Source organism: Bacteroides sp. 43_46, from assembly GCF_001915455.1.
Lineage (GTDB): Bacteria > Bacteroidota > Bacteroidia > Bacteroidales > Bacteroidaceae > Bacteroides > Bacteroides caccae.
Genome location: NZ_MNQN01000106.1, coordinates 13,981 through 35,112, shown reverse-complemented (window position 1 = coordinate 35,112; position 21,132 = coordinate 13,981). Strand labels below are relative to the sequence as shown.

General features: G+C 42.7%; 15 protein-coding genes. 6 read left to right on the top strand and 9 right to left on the bottom strand.

Translation table 11 applies throughout. From position 1 onward, the window contains the following. Window position 1: 1 nt before the first annotated feature. Window positions 2-85, bottom strand: a complete 84-nt coding sequence (locus BHV72_RS19655; protein ID WP_445533495.1) for a hypothetical protein — start codon at window positions 83-85, stop codon at window positions 2-4. Here BHV72_RS19655 and BHV72_RS09880 point away from each other — a divergent pair. From BHV72_RS09880 to BHV72_RS09855, 6 genes are all read left to right on the top strand, one after another. Next, the gene (locus tag BHV72_RS09880) at window positions 69-599 is read left to right on the top strand and encodes a CvpA family protein (protein WP_005679225.1); all 531 of its coding nucleotides are present in this window, start codon (window positions 69-71) and stop codon (window positions 597-599) included. The genes BHV72_RS19655 and BHV72_RS09880 overlap by 17 nt on opposite strands. Beyond that, entirely contained in the window at window positions 577-2,031 is a 1,455-nt protein-coding gene (gene sufB, locus BHV72_RS09875) for a Fe-S cluster assembly protein SufB (RefSeq protein WP_005679226.1), read from the top strand. The genes BHV72_RS09880 and sufB overlap by 23 nt, the downstream gene beginning before the upstream one ends. Before the next feature lie 15 nt (window positions 2,032-2,046). Then, window positions 2,047-2,799: a Fe-S cluster assembly ATPase SufC gene (gene sufC, locus BHV72_RS09870; RefSeq protein WP_005682404.1), complete on the top strand. Its 753-nt coding sequence runs from the start codon at window positions 2,047-2,049 to the stop codon at window positions 2,797-2,799. 2 nt (window positions 2,800-2,801) lie between these two features. Further along, window positions 2,802-4,145: a Fe-S cluster assembly protein SufD gene (sufD, locus tag BHV72_RS09865; RefSeq protein ID WP_122295657.1), complete on the top strand. Its 1,344-nt coding sequence runs from the start codon at window positions 2,802-2,804 to the stop codon at window positions 4,143-4,145. Between the two features lie 16 nt (window positions 4,146-4,161). Then, window positions 4,162-5,373: an aminotransferase class V-fold PLP-dependent enzyme gene (locus BHV72_RS09860; RefSeq protein ID WP_122264001.1), complete on the top strand. Its 1,212-nt coding sequence runs from the start codon at window positions 4,162-4,164 to the stop codon at window positions 5,371-5,373. Window positions 5,374-5,655: 282 nt separating this feature from the next. Continuing rightward, window positions 5,656-5,982: a heavy metal-binding domain-containing protein gene (locus BHV72_RS09855; RefSeq protein WP_005679231.1), complete on the top strand. Its 327-nt coding sequence runs from the start codon at window positions 5,656-5,658 to the stop codon at window positions 5,980-5,982. Between the two features lie 73 nt (window positions 5,983-6,055). On the opposite strand, the gene BHV72_RS09850 is transcribed toward BHV72_RS09855, so the two are convergent. From BHV72_RS09850 to BHV72_RS09815, 8 genes are all read right to left on the bottom strand, one after another. Beyond that, the gene (locus tag BHV72_RS09850) at window positions 6,056-7,576 is read right to left on the bottom strand and encodes an arylsulfatase (RefSeq protein WP_122264000.1); all 1,521 of its coding nucleotides are present in this window, start codon (window positions 7,574-7,576) and stop codon (window positions 6,056-6,058) included. An 8-nt stretch (window positions 7,577-7,584) separates the two neighbouring features. After that, a complete protein-coding gene (locus BHV72_RS09845) occupies window positions 7,585-9,534 on the bottom strand; it encodes a RagB/SusD family nutrient uptake outer membrane protein (protein WP_022041957.1) in 1,950 nt (649 codons plus the stop codon). 17 nt (window positions 9,535-9,551) lie between these two features. Next, entirely contained in the window at window positions 9,552-12,968 is a 3,417-nt protein-coding gene (locus BHV72_RS09840) for a TonB-dependent receptor (protein ID WP_286855666.1), read from the bottom strand. A 137-nt stretch (window positions 12,969-13,105) separates the two neighbouring features. After that, the gene (locus BHV72_RS09835; RefSeq protein WP_022041959.1) at window positions 13,106-14,191 is read right to left on the bottom strand and encodes a FecR family protein; all 1,086 of its coding nucleotides are present in this window, start codon (window positions 14,189-14,191) and stop codon (window positions 13,106-13,108) included. A 61-nt stretch (window positions 14,192-14,252) separates the two neighbouring features. Beyond that, window positions 14,253-14,822: an RNA polymerase sigma factor gene (locus BHV72_RS09830; RefSeq protein ID WP_005679238.1), complete on the bottom strand. Its 570-nt coding sequence runs from the start codon at window positions 14,820-14,822 to the stop codon at window positions 14,253-14,255. 273 nt (window positions 14,823-15,095) lie between these two features. Continuing rightward, the gene (locus BHV72_RS09825; protein ID WP_022041961.1) at window positions 15,096-15,995 is read right to left on the bottom strand and encodes an alkaline phosphatase family protein; all 900 of its coding nucleotides are present in this window, start codon (window positions 15,993-15,995) and stop codon (window positions 15,096-15,098) included. A 72-nt stretch (window positions 15,996-16,067) separates the two neighbouring features. After that, entirely contained in the window at window positions 16,068-18,641 is a 2,574-nt protein-coding gene (locus BHV72_RS09820) for a M60 family metallopeptidase (protein ID WP_122295652.1), read from the bottom strand. Between the two features lie 184 nt (window positions 18,642-18,825). Further along, entirely contained in the window at window positions 18,826-21,015 is a 2,190-nt protein-coding gene (locus BHV72_RS09815) for an alpha-galactosidase (RefSeq protein WP_286855663.1), read from the bottom strand. Window positions 21,016-21,132 lie beyond the last annotated feature (117 nt).

Below are 21,132 nucleotides of genomic sequence, written 5' to 3'. Positions count from 1 at the left end.
ATTAAGAATAAACGGAGGCACAGAGTGAATTATAACTCCGTGCCTCTTTTTTCTTTTTATAGAGAAATATGGCAACGATTGATATTATTATCCTTATTATAATAGGTGCAGGCGCAATAGTAGGCTTTATGAAAGGCTTTATTCGTCAGTTGGCTTCTATACTGGGATTAATAGTCGGTTTGCTGGCGGCGAAGGCTTTGTATACCACTTTAGCGGAAAAGCTTTGTCCAACGGTGACTGATTCGATGACTGTTGCACAGGTATTGGCTTTTATTATCATCTGGATAGCCGTTCCACTGATATTCTTATTGGTGGCTTCGTTGCTGACAAAGGCAATGAAAGCGGTTTCGCTGGATTGGTTGAACCGTTGGCTCGGTTGTGTGCTGGGAGCACTTAAATTTCTATTGTTAACAAGTCTGGTGATTTGTCTGATAGAGTTTATGGATGGCGATAATAAGTTAATTAGTGCAACAAAAAAGAGCGAATCTTTGTTATATTATCCGATAGAAACGTTTGCGGGAATCTTTTTCCCTGCTGCTAAGAGTATGACGCAACAATATATATTAGAGAATAAAGATGCAACAAGAAGAACCCAATAAATATGTAAAGGAACTAACGCAGGAGAAGTACAAATATGGCTTCACCACGGAGGTGCATACAGACATCATTGAGCGTGGACTTAATGAGGATGTGATTCGTTTGATTTCATCGAAAAAGGACGAACCGGAGTGGTTGCTGGAGTTCCGATTGAAAGCGTACCGCCACTGGCTGACGCTGGAAATGCCCACATGGGCACATCTCCGTATTCCGGAGATTGATTATCAGGCTATTTCTTACTATGCTGATCCTACTAAGAAAAAGGAAGGGCCGAAGAGCATGGATGAGGTTGATCCTGAACTAATAAAGACCTTCAATAAGTTGGGAATTCCTTTGGAAGAACAAATGGCCTTGAGTGGAATGGCGGTTGATGCCGTAATGGACTCGGTTTCAGTAAAGACTACCTTCAAGGAAACATTAATGGAAAAAGGAATTATTTTCTGTTCGTTCAGCGAAGCGGTGCGTGAACATCCGGACTTGGTGAAGAAGTACCTTGGTTCGGTAGTCGGTTACCGTGATAATTTCTTTGCCGCATTGAACTCAGCTGTATTCTCCGACGGTTCTTTTGTGTATATTCCGAAGGGGGTGCGTTGTCCTATGGAGCTTTCTACTTATTTCCGTATCAATGCCCGTAACACGGGACAATTTGAACGTACGCTGATTGTGGCGGATGATGATTCGTATGTATCTTATCTGGAAGGATGTACGGCTCCGATGCGGGATGAGAATCAACTGCACGCTGCTATTGTAGAGATTATCGTGCATGACCGTGCAGAAGTGAAATACAGTACGGTTCAGAATTGGTATCCGGGAGATGCCGAAGGTAAAGGCGGTGTATACAATTTTGTGACGAAGCGAGGTAACTGCAAAGGAGTGGATAGCAAACTTTCCTGGACACAAGTGGAAACCGGTTCGGCGATTACCTGGAAATATCCTTCCTGTATCCTGACAGGTGATAATTCGACAGCAGAATTTTATTCTGTGGCTGTGACTAATAACTACCAGCAGGCGGATACGGGTACGAAGATGATTCATCTCGGTAAGAATACACGTAGTACAATTGTCAGCAAAGGTATTTCTGCCGGTCACAGCGAGAATTCGTATCGCGGACTGGTCCGTGTAGCGGAGAAAGCGGATAACGCTCGTAATTACAGCCAGTGTGACTCTTTGTTGTTGGGAGATAAGTGCGGTGCACATACTTTCCCATATATGGATATTCATAATGAGACAGCGGTAGTGGAACATGAGGCTACGACAAGCAAGATCAGTGAAGACCAGATTTTCTATTGCAACCAGCGCGGTATTCCGACAGAGGACGCTATCGGACTGATTGTGAACGGATATGCGAAAGAAGTATTGAATAAACTTCCAATGGAATTTGCGGTAGAAGCACAGAAGTTGCTTACTATTTCCTTGGAAGGAAGTGTAGGATAAAAAATAAAAGTGATTATGTTAGAAATAAAAGACCTGCATGCCAGCATTAATGGCAAAGAGATATTGAAAGGCATTAACCTGACGGTGAAACCGGGCGAAGTACATGCAATTATGGGACCGAATGGTTCCGGTAAGAGTACTTTGTCGTCGGTACTGGTGGGGAATCCGGCTTTTGAGGTAACGAAAGGTTCAATCACTTTTTATGGAAAGAATCTGTTGGAGTTGAGTCCGGAAGATCGTAGCCATGAAGGTATTTTCCTTAGTTTCCAGTATCCGGTGGAGATTCCGGGAGTGAGTATGGTAAACTTTATGCGTGCTGCCGTAAACGAACAACGCAAATACAAAGGTCTGCCTGCGCTGACTGCCAGCGAGTTCCTGAAACTGATGCGTGAGAAACGTGCGGTGGTTGAATTGGATAACAAATTGGCTAACCGTTCGGTAAACGAAGGTTTCTCCGGTGGTGAAAAGAAACGGAACGAGATTTTCCAAATGGCGATGTTGGAACCACGTTTAAGCATTCTTGACGAGACGGACTCCGGTCTGGATATCGATGCTCTTCGTATCGTTGCGGAAGGAGTGAACAAATTGAAAACTCCCGAAACAAGCACAATTGTTATCACTCACTATCAACGTCTGCTTGATTATATCAAACCGGATATCGTGCATGTTCTTTATAAAGGTCGTATCGTGAAAACTGCCGGACCGGAACTTGCTCTTGAACTGGAAGAAAAAGGATATGATTGGATAAAGAAAGAAGTAGGAGAATGACGATGAATGCGGAACAACAATATATAGAACTCTTCTCGCAGACGGAAGCTATGATCTGCAAACATAGCGCTGAAGTGCTGAATGCGCCTCGTGCTGCTGCCTTTGCCGATTTTGAGCGAGTCGGATTCCCGACCCGCAAAATGGAGAAGTACAAATATACGGATGTAAGCAAGTATTTTGAACCGGACTTTGGTTTGAACCTGAATCGCCTGGCTATTCCGGTCAATCCGTATGAAGTGTTCAAGTGCGATGTGCCGAATATGAGCACTGCCCTGTATTTTGTGGTGAATGACGCTTTCTATGACAAGGCCCTTCCCAAAAGTCATTTGCCGGAAGGCGTGATATTTGGCAGCTTGAAAGAGGTGGCCAGGCAACATCCCGAATTGGTGAAGAAGTATTACGGCAAACTGGCGGATACTTCAAAAGATGGTGTGACCGCCTTTAATACGACTTTTGCGCAAGATGGCGTAATTTTCTATGTGCCGAAGAATGTAGTAGTGGAAAAACCTATCCAGTTGGTGAATATTCTTCGTGCAGATGTCAATTTCATGGTGAACCGCCGTGTGTTGATTATTCTGGAAGATGGTGCACAAGCCCGTCTGCTGATTTGTGATCATGCTATGGATAATGTGAACTTCCTTGCAACACAGGTAATAGAAGTCTTTGCAGGAGAGAATACGGTGTTTGATTTGTATGAGTTGGAAGAAACACATACAAGTACTGTCCGTATTAGTAATTTGTATGTAAAGCAGGAAGCAAACAGTAACGTTTTGCTGAATGGTATGACTTTGCATAATGGCACTACCCGTAATACTACGGAGGTATTGCTGGCAGGAGAAGGTGCTGAAATTAATCTTTGCGGAATGGCGATTGCTGATAAGAACCAGCATATAGATAATAATACAAGTATTGATCACGCGGTTCCGAATTGTACAAGTAATGAATTATTCAAATATGTACTCGATGATCAGTCGATAGGTGCATTTGCCGGATTAGTGCTGGTACGTCCTGACGCCCAACATACAAATTCTCAACAGACAAACCGTAATCTTTGCGCTACACGTGATGCTAGAATGTACACGCAGCCGCAGTTGGAGATTTATGCGGACGATGTGAAATGTTCGCATGGAGCAACGGTGGGACAGCTTGATGAGAATGCATTGTTTTATATGCGTTCCCGTGGAATCAACGAGAAAGAAGCTCGTCTGCTTCTGATGTTTGCGTTTGTCAACGAAGTGATTGATACCATTCGTCTGGATGCGCTGAAAGATCGCTTGCATCTGTTGGTTGAGAAACGTTTCCGTGGTGAGTTGAACAGATGTCAGGGTTGTGCGATTTGTAAATGAGTAATAGCGAATAAACATGGATATTCAAAAGATACGTGAGGATTTCCCGATATTGAGCCGTACGGTTTACGGTAAGCCATTGGTTTATTTCGATAACGGTGCGACGACTCAGAAACCCCGTCTGGTGGTTGATGCATTGGTAGATGAGTATTATTCCGTCAATGCAAATGTGCATCGCGGAGTGCATTATCTTTCACAGCAGGCTACGGAACTGCACGAGGCATCTCGTGAAACGGTACGTCAGTTTATCAATGCCCGCAGCACGAGTGAAGTGGTGTTCACACGGGGAACAACGGAAAGCATAAACTTGCTTGTTTCCAGTTTTGGTGACGAGTTTATGCAAGAAGGGGATGAGGTGATCCTTTCTGTAATGGAACATCATAGTAATATTGTCCCCTGGCAACTTCTGGCTGCTCGTAAAGGTATTGCAATCAAAGTGATTCCGATGAACGACAAAGGCGAACTGTTGTTGGACGAATACGAAAAATTATTCTCCGAACGCACGAAGATTGTCAGTGTGGTGCATGTGTCGAACGTATTGGGTACGGTGAATCCGGTGAAGGAAATGATTGCAACAGCACATGCCCACGGTGTACCCTGTCTGATTGATGCAGCTCAGTCTATCCCTCACATGAAAGTGGACGTACAGGATTTGGATGCCGATTTTCTCGTGTTCTCCGCTCATAAAATATATGGTCCGACAGGTGTCGGTGTACTTTATGGAAAGGAAGAATGGCTGGACCGCCTTCCGCCTTACCAGGGAGGAGGAGAGATGATTCAGCATGTCTCTTTTGAAAAAACGACTTTCAATGAACTTCCTTTCAAGTTTGAAGCCGGTACACCTGACTATATCGGAACTACCGGACTGGCGAAAGCACTCGATTATGTGAATGGTATCGGTCTGGAGCAAATAGCCGCCCATGAGCATGAACTGACAACTTATGCTCTGCAACGTCTGAAAGAAATTCCTACTATGCGTATATTCGGTGAAGCTGCTGACCGTGGAGCGGTGATATCCTTCCTTGTCGGTGACATTCATCATTTCGATCTCGGAACTTTACTCGACCGCTTAGGTATTGCCGTCCGTACAGGACATCATTGTGCCCAACCTTTGATGCAACGCCTTGGCATAGAGGGGACAGTGCGGGCTTCGTTTGCCATGTACAATACGAAATCGGAAATTGATATATTGGTGGCCGGGATTGAACGTGTCAGCAAGATGTTTTAAAGATATGAATCGCTATTTCTGTGGAATAGCGATTTTTTTATTCTTTAACTAAAAAAAGAATACCCAAAGTGCAGTGATTTGAGTTTTCTTGCGTCTAATGAGTAAAGAAACAAATATTCATGGAATATCTGGAGGGTCGTGAGACCATGCTTATATTATAAATTCTCTCTCTTTAACATTAATGGCAGCTATATCGTAAATAAATTACGGTATAGCTGCAACTTTTTTAGGACGGCTTACGTCTAATATATAGAATTGCAAATAACTTAAAGAGAAAAGACAATGTTAATAACAACAACTCCCATTATTGAGGGAAAACGAATAGTGAAATATTATGGAATCGTTTCCGGAGAAACAATCATAGGTGCCAATGTGTTTCGTGACTTGTTTGCAAGTATCCGCGATATTGTAGGAGGGCGTTCCGGAGCGTACGAAGAAGTATTGCGCAAAGCTAAAGATACCGCTTTGCAGGAAATGCAGGCACAAGCTGCTCAGTTAGGAGCAAATGCCGTGATAGGTGTTGATTTGGATTACGAGACAGTAGGAGGTAGTGGCAGTATGCTAATGGTGACTGCTAACGGTACAGCCGTAAAGATTGAGGATGACTGAGATAGGTGGCATTGAAACTATAAATCATTATTCATTCCGAATAAGCAGAATGAATAATGATTTATTTAAGGCTCTAATGAGGCATTTTGAATGAAGCTAGTTCCGGTTCGATATGCTCCTGCTTCATAATATCCTCCATTCTTTTCACGATTTCCGGGTGGTATCTGGCAACATCTGTCTGTTCTCTGGGATCAGAATCCAGATCATATAATTGAATTTTCCTGTTTCCTTTAAAAATATTCAATACAATACCCTTCCATTTGCCCATTCGGACAGCTTTTTGGCCTCCGCTATCGGGAAATTCCCAATATAAGAAATCATGTTTATTCTGTTTTTTGCCTAGTAATTCCGGCAAAAAGCTGATTCCGTCCGTAGTCGGGCATTCTACTTTTGCAATCTCACAGAAAGTAGGCATAATGTCCCAAAAGGCACAGATGAGATCACTTTTACTACCGGCTTTTATCTTTTTAGGCCAACTGGCAATCATCGGAACACGAATGCCTCCTTCGCGGAGCGATGCTTTGCCCCAGCCCCATTCACTTTTGAATGGTTTAGCACTATCGAAAAAGAAAGAATCGCTTCCGCCATTGAAAGTCGGCCCGTTGTCACTGGTAAAAATGATGATGGTATTGTCATAGATTCCCAGTTCTTTAAGTTTATTAATAAGTCCCCCGATCTGTTCATCCCAGTAGCTGATCATGGCAGCATAGGTTGCGCGAGGATAACGGCAGGGAAAATAATCTTTATTGCCTGTGTATGGTTTTTCATCTCCAAACTTGTTCACATAATGCTTTACCCATTTTTCCGGTGCTTGTAAGGGAACATGGGGAAGGGGCGTCGTCCAGAATAAGACGAAAGGGTTATCTTTAGTAAGGTCGATAAAGTTGAGTATTTCTTTGTACATCAGGTCCGGTGCATACTCATTGAGAGTATATTTCGCATAGCTTTTTTCTTCGTATGGGTCTGCACCTTTATCCAGTTTGGTGTGGGGGACTACCAATGGATTATTCAGATATTCCCGATGTTCGTTTCTATATAGAAATGGAGGGTAGTAGGTATGAGCTTCTCTTTGGCAATTATATCCGTAGAAAAAGTCAAATCCCATTTTGTTTGGGGTACTGGCAGAACCGGGATACCCCAATCCCCATTTTCCGATACAGGCCGTTGTGTAGCCGGCTTGCTTCATGACTGCCGGAATCATTACCGTTTCTGCCGGAACGGGGCGTTGGCCTTCCAGGGTCGAATCAGCTAATACAGCTTTATGATTCCAAACATTTCCACGTGAAGCCATTTCGTCATTCCCCCGTATATAGGCGTGCCCGGTATGTAATCCGGTAAAGAGGACACAGCGCGATGGAGCTGACACTGCTGTCCCGGAGTAATGGTTGCTGAATGTCATTCCTTCTTGTGATAACCGGTCGATATTAGGAGTTTCAATTAACTGCTGGCCATAACAACCTAATTCCGATATACCCAGATCATCTGCAAGAATATAGATAATATTGGGCTTTTTCTTATTAGCTCCATTCTCTTCCGCAAAGGAAGAGAGTGGAGCTAATAGAGCAAGTCCAATCATAAGTTGATTGTTCTTCATGGTGAATATTAATAGAATGGATTTTGAATGATTTGCGGAGTCTTTTCCAGTTCACTGGCACTGATTGGCAACAGATATTGTGATTTATAGAAATGATTCGTTAATGTCATGTTGGGTTGTGGAGCTTTAAAGAATTCCTCTACACTGGCTCCTTCAATATTCCAGCACAAGAAAGGTTCATCCAGTTTTTCCGCTATTTTCCAACGTCTCAAATCCCAAAAACGTTGTCCTTCCAGATAGAATTCTATTTGTCGTTCCTGGCGGACAAATTGGCGTAAAGTTTCCTGTTCATTTTCTTTTCCTTTCCATTCATCATTTGCATATTTCTGAATAGACTCATCTACTCCCGGGATGCCTGCGCGTTTCCTTACTTTATCCATATATTCTTTAGCGATCTTGAGATTATTGCTTCCCCCAATCTCGATCAAGGCTTCGGCATAATTCAAGTACAGTTCCGCCAGCCGGAATGTGGGGAATGGATATTTGATAATGGCATTAGTGAATCCGGGATGTGTGAATTTCTTGTTAAGATATCCTGTTACCGAATAGTGCACCGTCATATCTTTTTTGAAACCATGTGCTCCATTGAACAACATTCTTAATCCGCCGGGTACATAAGATTTGTTCAAAGGAAGTGCTTCTGCATTATATCGTGCTATTTCGTAGTTACCGTTATGGAATCCTATCCATGAATAGAAACGTGGCTCACGGTTAAAATGTAGTTTGATAGAGCGGTCATTCGGTCTGTCTTCATAATTATTCCCGTCAAAGTTTGCAGGTAGATAAGCTATTTGATAACGGTTAGGATAGTCATAGGTCTTGTCTTTATCGATAGGTAATCCATGCTCTGTATAAAAGAGTTCGACCATCTGCAAGGTAGGTGCAGTAGAGTTAGTCTGCGTGTACGGGATCTGTTTTGTCTGTCTGACTGACGAACGAATTTGTACACCGTATGTTGATTCGCTTCGGTTATCTCCCCAGATGATTTCACATAGGTTCTGGTTGTCAATCGTACAATATCTGACTCTGCGCTGAGCTTTTCCGCTTTCGGTCTGGTCTGTGAATCCCGGTTTTTCTTGGGTTGGAGCTCCGGCTTCAACATCTCCGTATAGTTTGTAGCCTGCTTTTTCCGCATTCTGAATAGCATCCAATGTCACTTCCGCACACTTCTCCCATTTCTTGACGTCGTATGTCTGTGAAATTAGATGTTTCCCATTTTCGTCAACGAAATTACTGTAAAACTCACTGTTTCCGTTGAATAAAGGTGAGGCGGCGTATAAGTGTACACGGGAGCGGAGAGCGCGTGCAACATGTTTGGTTGCCCGTCCGAAATACATCGGATTATGAGCTTCAACCAGCCCCGGCATTGCTTCATCAAGCATTTGATCAATAAAAGCTACTACTTCATCGTAAGAACTTCGTGCCGGTAATTCAGATAATTTGGTGTCCAAATCATATTTCTTCCTGATGATGAGAGTGGGACCGAATGCCTGCAAAGAACAGAAATGATAATAAGCAATTAGAAACTTAGCTTCTGCTCTATATATCTCCCGATCGGCTTCAGTATAAACTTGGGCTTTATCCAGAATATCCAGAAATTCATAGCATTGGCGGACTCCTTTCCATGTCGGCCACCAACGGTCGGAAACGATTGAATTGTTAGTCGGGTTATAAAGTCCCATTGTGAACAACTGTTCCGGTTCGTTAGCTTTATAATAAGTAGTTACTTCTCCTCCGGTCAGTAATGCTGTCGGGTACCAGCTTTGGTACGGCTGTGAATCTTGAGAACTGCGGTTCATCGGCATATAAGTATAACACGAGTAGAGAAACCCTTCGGTTTTGGACGGAGTGTTGTAAGAGTCTTCCAGTTTGGCACGTTCATCCGGCATTATATCCAGATAATTGCATCCGCTTGTTAAGATGCATAATACAATGATGTAAATATATCTCAGTTTCATATTTTATTATATATTTATCAGTTAATAGTCATCTGAAAACCAACATTAAATGTTCTTTGAGTAGGATAGGACATACCGGAGCCACCTCCCATTTCTGGATCCCATAATTTGAATTTAGAGAATGTTAGCAGGTTGTTGCCGCTGACATAAATTCTCATATTCTTGAAATTATATCCTATTTCCGCATTCTTGAGCTTTAAAAAAGCGGCGTTTCTCAGCCAGAATGTTGAATTCTGGTTATTATTTGTGTTATATGCCGTCGTGAGTCTGGGGTATGACGCATTGGGATTAGGATTATCTGTTGTCCAGCATCCATCTGCTACGTAATCTAATATGCCTCTTTTGGCGGTATTGTTATCGTTGGTGAAAGGATGGAATCCGCTCATCATTAATGATACGCGTCCGGTTCCCTGAAAGAATAAAGAGAAGTCCAGATTCTTGTATTTAATGGAAGGGCCGAAACCATATACAATTTCCGGTACACTGGGATAACCTAAGGCAACTTTGTCATATTCATTGATTGCATTGTCCGTACCTCCTAATGCATTCGGAATATCTTTGTACTTAATATCACCGGGCATTAACGGCAGATTGGCAAATTGTTGCGGCAAACTATTGTTAATCATATTTTCGTCGGTAAATAATCCGTCCGCTACATATCCGAAGATTGTATTGAGTGAATGGCCGACTTTCAGACGGTTAGGATATAAACTGAATTCCGGCTCATCCATTTCAAGTATTTTATTATGAGCAAAGGTGAACGTTCCCTTGAAAGAGACAAACAAGTCTTTGTTAATCTGGTTGTTGTAGTCTATACTGGTATCTATTCCCCAGTTACGCATCTTTCCGAGATTTCCTTGAACTGTAACATTACCAAGTCCCATGAGTGTCGGAATTGTTCCACGATCCATAAAGATTTCCTTTCTCACTTCTTTGAAAATGTCGGCAGAGAAACTGAATCCTTTCAATATTCTCACATCAATACCAGCATTCCATTTCTCACCAACCTCCCATGTCAGGTTCGGATTGGCATATCTTTTCCATACAGGACCGGAGTTGGTGTGTGTCTGGTTACCGGTCCCGGTTGTGAATCCGGCTCCGGAGTTAGTAAGGTTCTCAAGGAACGTAAAACGTCCGGCTCCTGTCTGGTCATTACCGACAAGCCCCCACGATGCTCTTATTTTAAATTGCGGGATGATGTTTCTGAGCGGTTCCCAAAATTTCTCTTCAGACAGATTGTATCCGATTGCTACTGAAGGGAAGAAACCGAACTTTTTATTCTTCGGGAAGTTTTCAGAACCATTGTAGCCAAAGTTGAACTCGGCTAAGTATCTGCCGGCAAATCCGTAAGATAAACGTCCTGCTATACCTTGTTTCCTTCTAGGTAAGGATGTCAGCAAGTCCGAAGGGTTGTTAACGTCATTCTGTTCTTGATTATATAGGAACATGACATTGACTTTGTGCACGTCATTGAATGTTCTGTTATAATCCAGGCTGGCTTGTAGATATAATCTACGGTTACCGCTATTGGAACCTCCGGTTTTAAGCTCGGTACTTTGTTCGTTGCCGATGATGTTTAAGTCGTATGTATCTTCTTGTGGATTATACATGGAAGTCTCATATTGGTTGACGTTGCAATAACGATACACTTTAGAATATGAATAGTTGTAATATGAAACAATAGCATTCAGTTTCAGTCCTTTCATAATCATCTTCAAGTCCTGATTAAAACGCAGGTTGGCTGTTACACTTGTAGAGTACGTGGAACTGTAACCGGATACAAAATCGGCGACAGGATTGACATAACTTCCGTTCGGAGCACCAGATCTTCCTCCCCAACGGATGTGAGTGTCATCTTCCTGGCCGGGGAAACGGATCGGAAAGTCTACCGGATTTGCATTGAGTGCACTTGAGAATACGCTTCCGGCACTACTATAAGGCCCGCTCCAGTCTCGTACCGACACATTTAGTCCTAGCGATATTTTAGTTGTATTGGTTGCCTTGATATTCAGATTATTGACAAAATCATAGTTGTAGACATTGATATTGTTGTTGAAGGAGTAGAAGTCTTTACTGAGTGATTTAAGATTACCGTCGCTGTGCTTGACACTTGCACTCATAAAATAATCTACCCGGCTGCTTCCGCCACGGATATTAAAGTTGAACCGTTCGGCAAAAGTGTTTTTCTTGAACATCTCGTTGTACCAGTCGATGTTGGGATACATATAAGGATTGACACCGTCTATTGTAGCATTAATCTTTTCGTCCGAATAGATATCGGTAGTCTCGGGAGTACGTGTCTGTGCCTCATTGTATAATCTCATATAAGTGATACCGTCTACCATTTTAGGAACATTTGTCAACTGTGATATAGCCCCTTCCACTCTAAAGTTAATGATCGGCTTTTTCAGATTTTCCCCATTCTTTGTCGTGACTACCATCACTCCGTTAGCTCCTCTTGTTCCATAGAGTGCTGTTGCCGTTGCATCTTTTAGTATTGAGAAGCTTTCAATTACTTCAGGATCGAGATTGTTCAGTTGGGTTGCGTCAATTTCCACACCGTCCAGGATGATGAGAGGATCAGTTGCGCCACTGAATGTAGAAGCACCACGAATCCAGAAACTGGCGCCGTCTGCTCCCGGTTCGCCACTTCGTTGTACGGCGATAACTCCTGATAAACGTCCCGCAAAAGAAGAAGATAAACGTGAGGAAGGCACTCTTAGCTGTTCCGGGCGTATCTGTTGGATAGCTCCGACAAGACTTTCCTTTTTCTGCCCGATACCAAAGGCTGTGACTACAACCTCATCCAATGCCTTAGTGTCTTCTTCCAGTTGGATGTTGAGTATACTCTTCTTTCCGACTTTCACTTCTTGGGTGATATATCCCATAAATGAGACTATCAGGACCGGATTTTCTTCCTCAAGTTCAAGTTTGTAGAAACCTTCAATGTCCGTCAGAGCACCTGTCGTGCTGTCTTTAATTTTAATAGTTGCCCCGGTGATCGGTTGCTCGTCCTTATCCAATACAAATCCTTGTATTGTTTTTCTTTTAGAACTTTGCGGTTGAACTTTCTTTTGAGCTACTTTTTTGAGTGTAATCTGCCTGTTGTCTATTGTATATTCTACCGACATACCTTTAAATAGTTTGTCGAGTACCGGACGAATTGGTTGGTTCGTTACTTTAATAGATACCTTGCGGTTGGGATTAATGGTTTCTCCGTAATAGACGAAGATAAATTCGCTATTTTTCTCAATATGGCTCAGTACTTGTTTTAGAGGTACATTCTCGAAACTGAATGTGAATGTTTTTTCCTCTACATAGTTAGAGACGTCTTCTGCATAGACAGATAAGAAAGATGATAAAAGAATTGCCAATACAAACAGGAATTTGTATCTTTTAACACTCCTGCTTGTAGTAAATTTACAGTTTTCCATAATTTTGTAATTTTAAGAACGCTACTTAATGTTGATAGGTAATGTTTTTAGCTAATCCGAATAATACTACGAATATTATTCGGATTTTTCGTGTGTTTTCATATCATAGGCATATTCGATGTTTTTAAGATTAATAATTAGTTTTCTTTTCTCATGTGGACATAATATATATTATTCTTTTCTTCTATGGTAACAGGTGCCGTTATGGCAATAGTTGACAATACTTTCTGTAACCCTTCATTCAAATCAAGTTTCCCGTGCATCGGCATTGTTTCTATACCTGTATCATAAATAATTTCTTTTCCGTAATAGCGGTGTAACTGCTCTAATACTATACTTAGTGCCTGATTATTCAATGTCAGAATGCCGTCAATCCAGCTGATATAATCGAGCGCATTGACTTTTTTCTTGTCAGTATATGTTCCTTCATTCAGAGCAATCAGCTCATTAGGCATCAGCGTATAATTCTGTTCCTTTTTGTCTTTTACCTCCACCTTTCCCCGTACTAATACGACTTCGGCTTTAGTATCTTCTTTATAAGCTTTTACGTTGAAGGCAGTACCCAGCACATTTACAGTAAAGAGCGATGTCTTTACTATAAAGGGGATGTTACTTTCCTTATGAGTCACATCTATGAATATTTCTCCTTCGACGAATATTTCCCGGTATTCCTTTTTGAACTTTTGGGGATAAACAACCTTCGTTCCGGAATTAATATCCAGTTGAGAGCCATCAGACAATTGTAATTTGATATGTTTCCCCATTGGTACAATAATCTGGTTCATGGGATGTTCTTCTTCTCCTTCCCCGGTACTCTGTCGGGTCGCGATTTTCTTCTCGTCGATTAATAAAGAACCGTCTTGTGCATAAGCCACGGTAGCTTTTTCATCTACTTTTATCTTTGTTCCGGTAGCCGTAATCAGCTCAATATGTTTCTCCGGAGTATTTGCAGCAGATACAAACTCTTGAACATCTGCCGAATGAATCGTATCATAAGCTTGATTATTCAGCCAGAATACAAACAGGAGAGAAGCAGCAGCAACAGCTGTCACCGGTATAAGCCAGCGATAGACGGGAATATGCTTCTTCTTGTCTATTTGCTCACTGATTTTGCTCCATACCTCGTCTTCTGCTTCTTGGGAAGCGGAACTTTCTCTCTTTCGAAGGTAGTGGAACAACCGTTCGCTCATTTGTTCAATATTTCCTTTTTCTTCTTTCATCATTCGACTGTTCTGTTATTATAATGGGAAAAACGAATTTACTCCTCACTTTTATGGAAAAAAATTATTTATTTTCAAATAAACGTCGTAATTTGACAATAGCTCTCCCTATCAGGTTCATGGATGAGTGCACTGTAATACCTAGTATTTCGGCAACTTCCTCCCATGTAAGTTCTTTGATATAGTACAAATAAACGGCATGACGCTGATTGGCGGATAATTTCCGGTAGGCCTCCTTTAGCAATTTGCTTCTTTCCAGATAAGTATCGTCGTGTGCAAAGAGTCCTTCCAGTTCATCATCTGTCAATGGAATCTCAAACTCTGCATTTTCTAACTGGTACGTCTCTTTCATCGAGGACATCTTATATACGAGATTGTTTCTAAGGGCTGTATATAAGTAAGATTTGACATGGTCTATGGGGCGGAATTTAGAGTTGTTGAATACGTTGACAAAGAGATCCTGAATACAATCTTTTATTAATTCTTCGTTTGTGGAGATTGTATGTCCATAATTCAACAGGTGCGGAAAGTAACGCCGGTACATTATTTCTAAAGCCAGCTTGTCTCCTTTGATTAGCAGAACCCATAATTCCGCATCCTCTTTAGTTTGATAATGCATTTTACTCTCCTTCATACACGTGTACTCTGTGTACTTTGTTATAATTGTACTAGAATGATTAACAACTGTTGTATTTTGTAGCAACATGTGGCAAAAGTATAAAAAATAAATTAAATTATATCGGAGAGCTAATGATGATTTCTGTTTACTATAAAAAGAAGACTAGTTTGAACGGATATTTATGTGATATGGATACTGCAAGAAAACATGGCCGGACTTTCTCCGCCTTGTGTGATTTGCAGTATCCATATTCTTTTTGTAATATAAGTAACTATTATAGTAATGGTCTTATTTGAAAACCGTCTTTACTGGACGTCCAATCCAAGATTGAGGCTGCTTCAGCCCTAGTATATAGGCAATCATTGCCGCAGTGTCATATTGCATCATACTTTCTTTGATTTCCATGCCTTTGCGGACATTCTTGCCGGAAATAATAAATGGAATCTCCATTTCCCTCAGTGTCTTGCCGCCATGCCCGGTTTCGATACCACCGTGGTCGGCCGTCATAATAATAATGGTGTCATCCCATATACCGGCTTTTTTAATAGCTTGCAGGATACGTTCCACATATCCATCCAGTTCTTTCAACATCTGATAGTAGGCCGGAGTGTCATGCCCTTTGGTATGTCCGGTGTGGTCGGGTTCTTCGAAGCAGATAGCCAGCAGTTCCGGTTTCTTTTCAATAATATACTTCTCTGCTGCTTCACATAAGGCAGTGGGAGCTTTGGCGTATCCCGGAGTCTGATATTGGTAACTCATGGCTAACGTATCTACCAGGTATTTGATTCCGGGCCATTCATACAAACAACCGATTTCGGCTTTAGGACGCTGTTCGCGCAAGACAGAAAAAATGGTAGGAGCGATCCCCCGTTCGTTGACCTCACGTGAAGGGATCTCCGGAGTTTTCGAGCCCCAGGTGGTGTATCCATGTAACTCTGTTCCCACTCCCATAAACATGGAAGCCCAGTTGATAGCACTCGAAGAAGGGAGTACGCTCCGGCTATGAAGTGTGTAACATCCGTTGGTCATCAGACTTTTGATAGCCGGGATATCCGCTTTAGGGACACTGTAAGCCCCCCAACCGTCCATACCGATTAAGATGACGTGCTTGGCTTTTTGTTTTGCAGCGTTTACGTTGACTGTCATTCCTGCCATTAACAGGCACACGAATAGTAAGACTTTTCTCATGGTGTTTTTTTTAGATTGTTATTGATTATAAATATATACTGTTGATTAATAGGGCCATACTAATCATTGATTTTATTTACGAGTCATTTCGATTCGTACACCGTCCGCTTGTACAGCGTATAATTTGACATGATCCGGTGAAATAGTATTGGGAACTTCAAACTGAAAAGAAGTACCGAAATATTTCAGGTTATCATTCTCTTTTATTTCAAAAGCTACTGCCTGTTCTCCGTTTTGAACATTCACCTGATGTCCGGATATAGTATAAGTAATTTGCTTGGTGATTTTCATGTCCTCTGCAAATTGAGTGAAGTAACCGACATCCGGTGGAGTCGTATCGAGTCCGGGGTCACCTTTCTTTCTGTCTTCCAGATAGTAGAAAGCGTGTTTGGGAGCCGGAAACTGCTTCATAAATTCTTTCGTTTCCTTAATCATGGCGTCCGTGACAATGTAATTGTACGTACCGTATTGGTTGACCTTCATAGAGATCGGGACAAAGAACCCCCACCTTTCAAAGAAATCTGTCAGGTTCTCGTTAGCAGCCCGGCAAGCCATTCTGGCATACATCATTTGATTTTCTCCCGGGTCTTGGGTTGATACACGGTTTTCGCGCATCAATTTGAAAAGAGTAGGGAAGAATTGGGGATTATATCCGCAGCGATGATAGTAATTCCATAATTGCCAGTTCATGCGTGCATGCATTTCCGGGTCCTCTCCCTGATAGTCGGTTCCAAAGTCGCACCAGGCTTTATTTTCTACACATCTTCTGAATACCAATGTGGCTTTCTTGACGTTAGCCGCATATTCCGGTACAGCCAGTTCTGTCCCTCGGGAGCAGTTCTGACCGAACTTATAAATCGTGTAATTGGAGAATAAATTGTTGGAGGACTCTGTTGTGCTGGCCCAGTTAATGGCACCTTGATGTACATGACCGATCTCGTGTGCCGGTCCCCAGGAATTTCTGGAGGCCATAAGATAAGATTTGCGCAGGATATCCCCCAGAACGGTATATACAAATCCTATCCTGCCTTCCGAAGCCCACATATATCCGCCTTCGGGAGATATGGCAAAAATATGATTATTCATTTGTTTGGGGTGTACGTCTTCAATGCCCATCAATTCTTGTTGCCATTGGATCATATTGTCCCAAAGTTCGATAGACGACAGGATATCATACGGCACTGCTGCTTTCAGTTGCTTATGATGAAAATAGAGGATGATGGCGTTGCCGATGACACAGAAATATTTATAGTCGGCTTTGTCTATTAACTCCTTGTATTTCTCATTGGTCTGATGCTCTTTTAAGGAAAAGAATCCGCATACTTTACCTCCGCCTAACGGGATATGGATTTTAATCGGTTGTGCATCGGGGTTTTGTATGTTCGTATTGTACATTACAAACAACATACCTGTTTGCTTGGCTGTCAGTTTGTTGACTCCTTCCTTCAGGGGATAGATATCACCGTTGACAGAAGTTTGTGCATAACCTTTGCTTGTTTCTTCCCCGATATTCTGGATTGAAATACTTTGCCCGTGAGTGTTTCCTACCAGTACGACTACCTCATCTCCTTCGTTCACATAGATTCCTGTAGGATTGTCGAGATCTCCGTATTTCCTCGTCATCAGCTTATCCGCCCATTCGTCGGCGGAGCTGTAAGGACAATATTCCCGTATCCGGAATTCCTTTTCCCATTTATTATAACTATCGTCTTTTAAAGCCGATGCCGTTTGTATGAAGAATTCGGGTAATGCTTCTATCTGCTCTTGCGTGACATCAGGTTTTATTTCGGAACAGGTAATATCTGTAAAGACAGTCAGCAACTGTTCTTCGAGAGTGTTTTTCTTGTTCTTTTTGAAGAACTGCATTTCATCACAACTGACATATCCGTTTTTCCCGCTATGAACCTCAAACTTTACTTTGGTGGCTTTTACCGGAGTTTTGAGTGAGGCAATGGAGGGAGAGTTGCGCATATTGAAGTCATAGCTTCCCTGATGCACGTATTCCGTGTTTTCTTTCGTCTGCGTATATACGTCAAATTTCCCGAATGTGCCGTTTCCTGAATTAGTGTGATAGATGAAATAATCAATATCCGTATTACCCTCGAAATAGTATTCCAGGATAACCGGGAAATCGGCCGATTGTCCCCATTTACTGTGGTAAGGTACTCCGCCGTCGGCAATAAATTTATCATCAAAGGAATGCTCGATGCTCCGGTCCGGGTCCGTTTCCTCTTCGCTCGCCTTACCGGCGTAGGGTTTTACCTGTATATCTTCTTCGATTACAATGTCACTGGCGGAATATTGGGTGACTGTAATGGTATAATGTTTAGTTGCAGAGGATACTTTAACGTTGGCGGTACGTCTGTTCGAACCGATATTGGCGTCTACTGATATTTTCAGACTGTTTTTGAATTGTGTGGCCCTGAGCCATTTATCAGTAACCTTCGCTTCCCAATTATCTACGTTTAAGTTTGTGGTGATAGAGATGCTGACGTTTGCTGCATCTTTACTGAAGTTCTGTATCAGATCCTCTGTCGCGATTTCAAAGATTTCCGTTATACTTTCTTCCGCGTTATCTTTACATCCGTATAGACACAACGATATAAAGAGGCAGATGAGGCTTAAACAATATCCGGAGTTTTTCATGGTAATGTTCTTTGGATTAAAATTAATATTACTGCTTATATTGTTGGCCCTATTTATCAAGCAGTGACATTACCATAATGGGAGAAGTCGGTTTTACTCCTCACTTTTTTAAAGAAATTTTTCGCAGGCAACCTGATTGACCTCTTGAGAAGGACAGGTTGCCTGCGAAATGGGAAGTTGTCTCTTATTCCGCAGTCAGCTCAATCACACGGCTGAAAGCCTGATTGGTAGTGAAGGCGTTGATACCTATTTTCATCAGATAGTCGCCGGAATAAGTTTTCTCGTGAGCGCCCAGATTCGACTTCTTATTCGGCATCAGGTTGATTTCTTTCACCTTATACCTCTTACTCGGATCCAATCCCTGAAGTTTCACCGGAAGCAGTTTCTCAGCATAGCGCGGATGAATGTCATAAGTATAAAGCACAGCCTTGTTCTTATCCGGTGCGGTGTACATCACGGACATGTGGTTGCCGTCATAAGGAGAGACCAGTCTGTATTGGTCGCCGTCCAGAATCACTTTCTTCAGACGTGTCCAGTTGGCAACTGCATTCTGGCAGTAAGTCAGTTCGTCCGCATTCAACTCTTTCAGTCCGAGGTCGAAGCCCAGTTTACACATACTGGCTACATCGGTACGGAATTTCACGCTTGTCTTCTTGTTCCAGCTAGTCACGTGTGCAGACATCGCTTTGGAAGGGAAGATTTGTGAGAATCCCCATTGGATAAACAGACGTTCTATCGGGTCGGTATTGTCACTGCACCAGAATTCTGTGAAATATTTCAGGGCCTCGTAGTCGCAACGTGCGCCGCCACCGGAGCAGAGCATCATCGGTGTATTGGGATATTTCTCTTTCACACGTTTGAGTACATTGTATATGCCGCGTACATGGTTGATATAAAGTTGTCCCTGTTTGTTTTTCAGGTAGGGAGAATAGACGTTGGTGATCGGTGAGTTGCAGTCCCACTTGAAATAGGCAACTTCCGGATTCTCAGTCAGGATGTTGTCGACTACGCCGAACACAAAGTCCTGCACTTTCGGGTTGCTGAGATCGAGAACCAGTTGGTTACGATAGTAATAAGTCTTGCGGTTCGGCAGGGTGATAGCCCAGTCGGGGTGCTTTTCAAAGAGTTCGCTTTTCGGGTTGACCATTTCCGGCTCAATCCAGATGCCGAACTTCACTCCGGCTTCTTTAGCGGATTTCACAAGAGCAGGGATACCGCCGGGCAGTTTGGATTTCATTGCTTCCCAATCGCCTAGTCCGGCATTGTCGCTGTTGCGCGGATGCTTGTTGCCAAACCAGCCGTCATCGAGCAGGAACATATCTACCCCAAGATGTTTGGCCTCTTTCATTAGTTCGGAAAGGAGTTGTTCGTCGAATTTGAAGTAAGTGTTTTCCCAGTTGTTCAGTAGGGAGAGGCGGTCACCTTGTCCGTCTTTCAGCTGATAGTTGCGAGCCCAGGCGTGAAGGTTGCGGCTGGCCTCGCCCGTTCCGTTATTGCTGAAAGTGAACATAAATTCGGGAGTCGTGAATACTTCGTTCGCTTTCAATTCATAATCAGATGCATAAGGGTTGATGGCAGGGATTACGCGCAGGTTACCAACGTTGTCTACTTCGAATGTAAACTGGAAGTTACCGGTCCAGCCGATCGTACCCAGCATCACGCGGCCTTGTGTTTCCTGTGCCGATTGTCCGAATCCCAGTTCGAAGAACGGATGTGTATGCATGGCGGCACGGCTGCCCAACTTGGTGTCGATTACTTTCTTTCCGAACTGTAACTGCTGGCTGCTCATTTGAGCTTCTTTGGCCCAGTCGCTGCTGAATTCGGTTAGGAAATACTTGGAGTCGGAGAAATAAAGCATTGTGGAAGCATAGCGCCACAGGGTGACGGGTTTCTTCTCGTTGTGCTTGATTTCGCTCCATGTCTTGATGACGTTTTCTTTCGGATAAGCGATGTAGTGCAGAGTTACCTCTACCGGATATTGGTCGTCTTTGAGGTTGATAATTGTCTCTGTTCCCCCTGTCACGGCCTTCTGCTCGGAAGATACATAGCGGAGAATCGTACTTGGATTTCCGTCGCTGTGAGTGATAGCCACAGCCGGTTCGAAATAGTCTTCGGCACCGGAACCCGGATAGACTTCCCAGCCGCGTGTAGAAACACTGCCGTCACTGCCACCTTTTACATAAGGCGAAAAGTGCTTGATATCTTGCTCATTTAGTAGTTTGTCACCCAGATAAGCCTGATAAAGTCGGCCGTTAGGGGCTACTTGAAGGATTAGGTCTGTGTTGTCCGTTGAGATTTGGATAACACTCTTTTCCTGGGCTTTCACTTGTGCCAAGGTAAACAAAGCCATTAGTAGTAGAAATAGTTTCTTCATGTTGTTTTGAGTAATAATTATTGGGTATTAGTTAGTTTACAGGCATAAAAACGCTCAAAGATAATGATAATTTATGATGTACGGGCCAGATTTTGATGCTGATGCTAAATTCTACGG

Coding starts and splice junctions, on each gene's coding strand:
- BHV72_RS09880 (WP_005679225.1), top strand. CDS start 69: ATGGCAACGATTGATATTATTATCCTTATTATAATAGGTGCAGGCGCA.
- sufB (WP_005679226.1), top strand. CDS start 577: ATGCAACAAGAAGAACCCAATAAATATGTAAAGGAACTAACGCAGGAG.
- sufC (WP_005682404.1), top strand. CDS start 2,047: ATGTTAGAAATAAAAGACCTGCATGCCAGCATTAATGGCAAAGAGATA.
- sufD (WP_122295657.1), top strand. CDS start 2,802: ATGAATGCGGAACAACAATATATAGAACTCTTCTCGCAGACGGAAGCT.
- BHV72_RS09860 (WP_122264001.1), top strand. CDS start 4,162: ATGGATATTCAAAAGATACGTGAGGATTTCCCGATATTGAGCCGTACG.
- BHV72_RS09855 (WP_005679231.1), top strand. CDS start 5,656: ATGTTAATAACAACAACTCCCATTATTGAGGGAAAACGAATAGTGAAA.
- BHV72_RS09850 (WP_122264000.1), bottom strand. CDS start 7,576: ATGAAGAACAATCAACTTATGATTGGACTTGCTCTATTAGCTCCACTC.
- BHV72_RS09845 (WP_022041957.1), bottom strand. CDS start 9,534: ATGAAACTGAGATATATTTACATCATTGTATTATGCATCTTAACAAGC.
- BHV72_RS09840 (WP_286855666.1), bottom strand. CDS start 12,968: ATGGAAAACTGTAAATTTACTACAAGCAGGAGTGTTAAAAGATACAAA.
- BHV72_RS09835 (WP_022041959.1), bottom strand. CDS start 14,191: ATGATGAAAGAAGAAAAAGGAAATATTGAACAAATGAGCGAACGGTTG.
- BHV72_RS09830 (WP_005679238.1), bottom strand. CDS start 14,822: ATGAAGGAGAGTAAAATGCATTATCAAACTAAAGAGGATGCGGAATTA.
- BHV72_RS09825 (WP_022041961.1), bottom strand. CDS start 15,995: ATGAGAAAAGTCTTACTATTCGTGTGCCTGTTAATGGCAGGAATGACA.
- BHV72_RS09820 (WP_122295652.1), bottom strand. CDS start 18,641: ATGAAAAACTCCGGATATTGTTTAAGCCTCATCTGCCTCTTTATATCG.
- BHV72_RS09815 (WP_286855663.1), bottom strand. CDS start 21,015: ATGAAGAAACTATTTCTACTACTAATGGCTTTGTTTACCTTGGCACAA.